Here is a 6,039-nt window from a genome sequence, read left to right as displayed (position 1 = left end):
GATACGACAAGCTCGCCGTCAACTACCGCGGCGGAGTCATCCTGCGGGCCATCACAATCTGGCTGAAGCCGTTAGGAGACACGCCCTAGCAGCGGAGCGGAGGGGACGGGTCATGGCCGTCCTCGAAGTCTACGAAGACGACACCGACCTCGCTCACCGGGTCCAAGTACCGGGTGGCCTTGGTTTTGATGCTCAGGTCGACTGGTTTCTCACCGATATGCTCGGTCGTGACGCGGCCGATAGTCGGGTGACTCGATCCGGGGGCGAGACGACGGACGGGTGCCGCTTCTGGAGTGGCATGATTGGCCGGCATATGTACACGATCACGGAGACTCGCGCCGCTGACCAATAGATGGCGAAGACCACGCGCGGGCATTAGCTGCCATGGAAAGTTGCTGCCCTCGGTCGGCCTGATTCTCCTCTGCCCGCTCGCCACAGATTTTCTGAAGGATCCAGTCATGTCGAATGTCGCCCGCCGCCCGGTGTCCCTAATGTGTTCACTGGACGAAAACTGAGCCGATTGGGCGCCCAAAAATAGGCATTATTAGAGGCCACTCCCCAGTGTTTCCGAGGGTGTGGCGGTGGTGCCCCGACCGGCGTCGATCCGGTGACCTTTCGGGTAAGAGTACGGCTCTATCAGGGGTTTGCGCGGGCTATCAGCCTCTTCGCATCTTGCTGTTTAAGGCTGCTTTATATTGCCATCCTCTGTTTTCTCGTATTTCTAAATCTGCGGAATAGATGCGGGGTCCGTAGGCAGTCTCGGGTGCTCGGCCGCGGTTCGGCACCGGGCTGACTGTTGCCACGATTCGAAGCGAAGTTTGCTGAGCGGCGCCAAGCGTCTGCGATTTGTAGTTGCCTGTCGAGCATCTCGGCTGGGCTATTCCCTGGACACGGGTTCGCGCTGCTAGGTTCTTCCCCCGGATTATGGGGCGGCTAATTTGGCCGTGCTGGGTCAAGATCTAGGGCTGTTTCTGGGCGAGCTGAGGCGAACTCTTCTTGGGGCGTGCGGTCCAGCGCGCGCTTCACCCCTTCTGTCACCGAGCCCTAGACTGCGAGAAGGGGAACAAATGCCTACAGACAACCATCATCTGTTCTTGAAGAATCGGTCGCAGGAGTTTGGGGCTGATCGCTGTTTCATCTGCGGCTGTCACATCCCGGAAGGGTCCCCGCTCCGCTCGAGGGAACATGTGTTCCCCCAGTGGCTTCTACGCGAACTGGACCTGTGGGATGGGACTATCCACCAGCTCAACGATGAGTTGCTTCAATACCGCAAACTGACGGTGCCATGTTGCAAGCCGTGCAACGGGGGAGATCTAAGCCCCGTGGAGGTTCGTGTCAAGGCTGCGTTTTTGGACGGCATCGCCGCTTTCAGCGCGCTGAATCGCCGCGACCTGTTTATCTGGCTCGGGAAGATCTACTACGGGCTGATCTACAAGGAAAGCCTCCGGCCCCGGTACGTCCGGGAACAAGAAGGCGAGCGCCTGATCCCAGAGTCACACCTCCGGAGCGTTTCGTTTCATCATTTTCTTCTTCAATCAGCCGGAGGGTTCGTCAGCTGGGGGCCAGATGCACCCGGCCCCGCCAGTTTCCATTTCTTCGAGTGCCTGGACGACGAACGGTCAAGCCGACGATTTGACTATATGGATGACATCTACGCCCCCATAATCGGGCTTCGCATGGGGAGGATCGGCGTCGTGTGCATACTTCAGGACTGGGGCCGCTCCGAAAACGTTCAACAGCTTCAACTCAATGCCGCACGGAAGATGAAACTGCACCCAACGCAGTTCAGGGAGGTCTACGCACGGCTCAGCTACATGACGAAAGTCTCTTGGAAACACAAGAAGCACATGATCATCGGAGTTAACGACCATGCGCTAGTGATTGCTGGCGACCCCGGCCCCTTCTCCGGCACCTTCGTCCTTGATGAATACGTCCAGACGTTGTCGCATATCTGGGAGGTTCCACTCGAGGCGGTCTACCGGGACGGATTCACGTTCTCAACGATCTGCGACGAATTCGGAACACACAACGTGGCAGCAAGTCACGACGTCGTCTTCACAGCCCCATACGGGACCACGGGACTGTGGCCCGCACACCGAATTTCTACCGCCCACCTAGCTCCTGTTCAGCCCGTAACCGACTAACTTGAGCTCTGGTGAGCAGCTTCCAACCGACGGAATCGCTCGCGCGTCAACTCAATCACCGATTTCACGTGGCTTAGTTCAAGGGCGCCAGTAATGAGAGCGCCGCGGATGAGCAAGCCGCGCGGATCGGCAATAAGGTCCGGGGTGAGCAGCAGGTGCCGGATGATCTCAGCGGGAAGCTGGCGGTCTTCAGGCCATGTTGTGGTCTCATCGGGGATGACTTGATTGTCATCAAGGCCCCTGAGCAATGTCCAAAAGTGACCCCGAGGCTAGGGACTCCCACAGCCGATCAAACCACGGTTTTGAATCTGGTGACGTGGTCATCCCTCTGTTCATCACCACAATCCGAAGCGGTAAAGGTCGCGTCTTGAACCTAGCCGCGTTCCTACTGAAGAGCGGCAACCCACCCAATGAACTGTGCCGGAGAAGCATAGTGAACCATGCCGTTGCGGTAGGTATATGCGGAGGTGTAGTCCAACGACGGGAGTCGGACCGCCGTCGTCCCAGATTCAACGTATCCAATGGCTAAGAGCTCTGACCTCAACGACTCCCACCCCGCGTCGTCACGCGACCAATTCGCGTAGTCGGCAACGAGGTCTGACCGAGGTGCCCCCCAGCGGCACCGCAGGCCATCCTCACCAACCAAAATGTCGACGGCATCGGTCTGCTCAGCGCCGCGAAATGTGAGGCCGTCTTTTTTAAACTTCAGGCGCAGGTCGTCCGTGAACGCTGTGTCACACGAGATCGGGTCTGTGATCGGAGTTGGTCCCGGTGATGGTGTGACGGTCACTGTCACTGTCGGCGGGGGTGCCGGAGCTGCTGCTTCTGGTGTCTCTGATGCACCACAGCCGGCGAGCAGTACTGCCACGCATGCCGCCAGTGCAGCTGTCCCAGTCAGTGATCCCCAAGAACTCATTGTCACAATCTATCGGGCCTCTGCTGGTCCTGATTCATTATCGGCCCTCGAACGGATCGACGATGGTGTGGACGCCGTTTAGCGGGCAGATCATCGACACCTTGGTGCCATGGCCCTCAACGACAAATGGCATTCTGTGCCGACCTGGGCTCTGTACCCAGTAAGGATGCTCGCATTTTTGATGGGCGGCGCTGACCGCTCCCAGGAGACCACCTGCCCTCCGTGTCCTCGCCACCCTCCGACACCTCTGTCCAATCGCGTCGAAGAGCGACCCCAATTGACGCAATTCCGGACGACTCTTGAACTGCTCAATTGGGTACACCGTGATGGACGTTTGCCCGGGATCATCGCTTTCGGGGCTGGCTGTAGATAAGGTCCGTGTACATGAGGTGCGGATTGATGTGCGCGTAAGATTCAGGCCGCTCCGGCCGTGGTCGTCGTTGCCTCGAACAGCTGTAGCGGGAGCCAGTCCTCGCTTCGCCGGGGCCGGGGGAGGACCGATATATTCGCGTGCCTCAGCGCGATCACGAGCTCGGTTCAAAGGTCCCGCACCTTCATGCAGAGCTCGAAGAGCTCTTACTTGCAGTTGTCCGGAACATTGGTCGTCCTCCACCCGGAGGCGGGGACACGTCGCCACCCCGGGGCACGAAGAGGACGCCCTCCAGCTCTCCCGGTCGGTCGACGGACTAAAAAATCCGCGTCGTTGACTTCCTTGTTTTTACTGACCGGGCATGGCATGACATGCCGAATTTAGGCACCTGCGTGAGCGAGCCGCATTCGTGACGCCACGGCCCGGCTGGCGGAGCAGGCCAGGTAGTCGTCGTGGACCCACGAGGAATACCTCGCTGCGGTGCTCTCCCGGGAAGTGTCCGCGCGGGAAGCGTCCGGGGCCGAGATCCGTATCCGAGCAGCCGAGTTCCTACGTATTTGTCGGCGCAGACCAGAGACCGGGCGTGAGCGACCTACCGGGCCACGAGCCACCTCGAAGGCGACAAGAGTTGGTCCGACTTCGTCGAGCGAGCGATCCAAACAGAAGTAGAACGCCGAGAAGTCCTGCACAACGCGGGGGAGCCTTACGAGGGCGACAATTCACCATTGCCAGTCGGACGACCGCGGGGCTAAGACAATCGTCAGAGCGCTCAGCTAATCAGATGTTTATCTGATGTAGTGTCTGGGTATGAGTACCGCGACTTTTACCGACCTTCTGCGAAAGCCCAAGGAGGTTCTTGCTCACATTGACGAGGGCCAGGTCCGAATCACGCGCCGTGATGGTGATGATCTCGTGATCCTTCGCGGTCACGACCTCGCCGTCCTCGAGAAGGGTGTCGCGCTGTCGAGCGGTTGACCAGTTTTCGAGGCACCCTAGCCACGCACCTCAGCGATATTGGCGTGGCCTTGGTCGAGAGTTGGCCTCCGGAGCGTGAACTCTGGGCGACCAGGGGCACCGCACTCACCGACGCGGCACGAGACGTCAGGTCGGCTGTGCAATACGCCGACGAGAGTCGTAAGGGGAACCCTCGCGCTCGGTTCAACCGCAGAAATCTTGTTGTTGATTATGAGGACCTCGCGGCTCTGGAGAACGTCACCTTTCATGTGCGCAACCTGACTGAGGTTTTTTGCGGGCATGATCTGGGGTAAACCGATTCCTCTTGAGCTGCCGCCCGAGCTGCGGCCGGTTCTGAGCGATGCCCTGCACGCGGTCGCGGAAACTTTGCGCGCCACGGACGGCGACCCGCACGATAGCGCACCCTTTGATGCTGCCGTAGCGGCAGTCGGGGCGATTCTGCACGGCATGCAAGAGTTGGGTGCCGAGGCGACATCGCTCAGCCCCACGGCTGCGATCGTCATCGATCTGAAGCGCATTCTGGTCGCGCTTCGCCCGGGGACCGAGAGAGATTCTAAAGGGTCTCCCTCGACCGTCGTTTAGCCTGTCCCATTGCTTGTTCACGCTGTTGGGGTTCCGCGCACAGGTACCTTCTCGTTCCTGCAAGTTTTTCCTTACCCGGGTTGACCTTGGATTAGCCTTCGGTACTGTGAATGGGGTTGCAGAAACTATTTCATCCGTGGAATTCGCATTAGGAGGTCATCATGCCCAACGCCATCGAAACTGTCGATGTCAACGTTCCCGTTACCGTCGCTTACAACCAGTGGACTAAATTCGAGGAGTTTCCAAAGTTTTTGAGTTTTATTGAATCCATCACTCAAGTAACGGACACTCTCACCGAGTGGAAGGTTAAAATCGGCGGCGTGGAGCGCACGTTTGAGGCTCGGATAACTGAGCAGCACCCCGACGAGCGTGTTGCCTGGAACAGCACCGGCGGCCAAGTCGACCACGCGGGCGTTGTCACGTTTCATAAGTTGGCTGCGAACGAGACGCGTGTGACGGTTCAGCTTGATTGGGAGGCAACAGGGCTGCTTGAGAAGGCTGGGGCTGCTCTCAGTATCGACGACCACGCCATCAAGAAAGACCTCGCGAACTTTAAGGAGTTCATCGAGGCGAAAGGAACCGACGATGTCGGATGGCGCGGAGATGTGCAGGCCTGACACTGCGGGAAGACCAACATGTGACTCGTGACGGTCCACACACCGGACACCGCACACCGCACACTGGAATTCGGCCACTTGGAGTGACACGACTCTCGAAGCGCTTGGCAAGCTATCTTGCACAGCGGGGTCAGGTGTTCGCGCTGGACGGCTTAAATGCCGCCGCGGTTCGCAGTCGTGAGTGGTTCCTTTATGTTTCCGTTCGTGACTTCCGAGGGGTGGTTAGGCGGGCTGCAGGATTGGCTCATTCGAGATCTTGTGGAGAGCCGTCACCGGGGTTGATGTGAAAATCGCGCGACCATCCTTGCTGGATACTTGGTGCGGGAAGAGTGGTGGCGCAACCGTTGGGACTGCCCCCGGTTTGGTTGACTCCTGACCTGTGGAGCTTCGTCTTCACTGGAAAGATGTCATCATGCCCAAGCCCTACCCACCCGA

At 58.8% G+C, this 6,039-nt stretch carries 6 protein-coding genes and 1 pseudogene; 6 read left to right on the top strand and 1 reads right to left on the bottom strand.

Translation table 11 applies throughout. The annotated features are described in order from the left end of the window. The first annotated feature begins 112 nt into the window (after positions 1–112). Together CXY80_RS00595 and CXY80_RS00590 are read left to right on the top strand one after the other, a co-directional pair. Positions 113–352 (top strand): hypothetical protein, encoded by a 240-nt coding sequence (locus CXY80_RS00595; protein ID WP_104131188.1) that lies wholly within the window; start codon positions 113–115, stop codon positions 350–352. 715 nt (positions 353–1,067) lie between these two features. Then, positions 1,068–2,144 carry a hypothetical protein gene (locus tag CXY80_RS00590; RefSeq protein WP_104131187.1) on the top strand — a complete coding sequence of 359 codons (1,077 nt, stop codon included), beginning with the start codon at positions 1,068–1,070 and terminating at the stop codon, positions 2,142–2,144. Here CXY80_RS00590 and CXY80_RS00585 read toward each other — a convergent pair. After that, entirely contained in the window at positions 2,141–2,392 is a 252-nt protein-coding gene (locus CXY80_RS00585) for a hypothetical protein (protein WP_104131186.1), read from the bottom strand. The two genes, CXY80_RS00590 and CXY80_RS00585, sit on opposite strands and share 4 nt — an antisense overlap. A gap of 1,637 nt (positions 2,393–4,029) precedes the next feature. Here CXY80_RS00585 and CXY80_RS20580 point away from each other — a divergent pair. The 4 genes and pseudogenes from CXY80_RS20580 to CXY80_RS00560 all read left to right on the top strand — a co-directional run. Then, positions 4,030–4,182: pseudogene (locus tag CXY80_RS20580) on the top strand (hypothetical protein); the annotation flags it as partial. 55 nt (positions 4,183–4,237) lie between these two features. Then, a complete protein-coding gene (locus CXY80_RS19285; protein WP_158251500.1) occupies positions 4,238–4,405 on the top strand; it encodes a hypothetical protein in 168 nt (55 codons plus the stop codon). 279 nt (positions 4,406–4,684) lie between these two features. After that, entirely contained in the window at positions 4,685–4,987 is a 303-nt protein-coding gene (locus CXY80_RS00565) for a hypothetical protein (RefSeq protein WP_104131183.1), read from the top strand. A gap of 161 nt (positions 4,988–5,148) precedes the next feature. Continuing rightward, complete coding sequence (locus tag CXY80_RS00560) at positions 5,149–5,604, top strand: SRPBCC family protein (protein ID WP_104131182.1); 456 nt, start codon at positions 5,149–5,151, stop codon at positions 5,602–5,604. The last annotated feature ends 435 nt before the right edge of the window (positions 5,605–6,039 follow it).

It is taken from the genome of Cryobacterium sp. M91 (genome assembly GCF_002929615.1).
In the GTDB taxonomy this organism is placed as follows: Bacteria; Actinomycetota; Actinomycetes; order Actinomycetales; family Microbacteriaceae; genus Cryobacterium; species Cryobacterium levicorallinum.
This window is presented reverse-complemented; position numbering and strand designations above follow the sequence as displayed.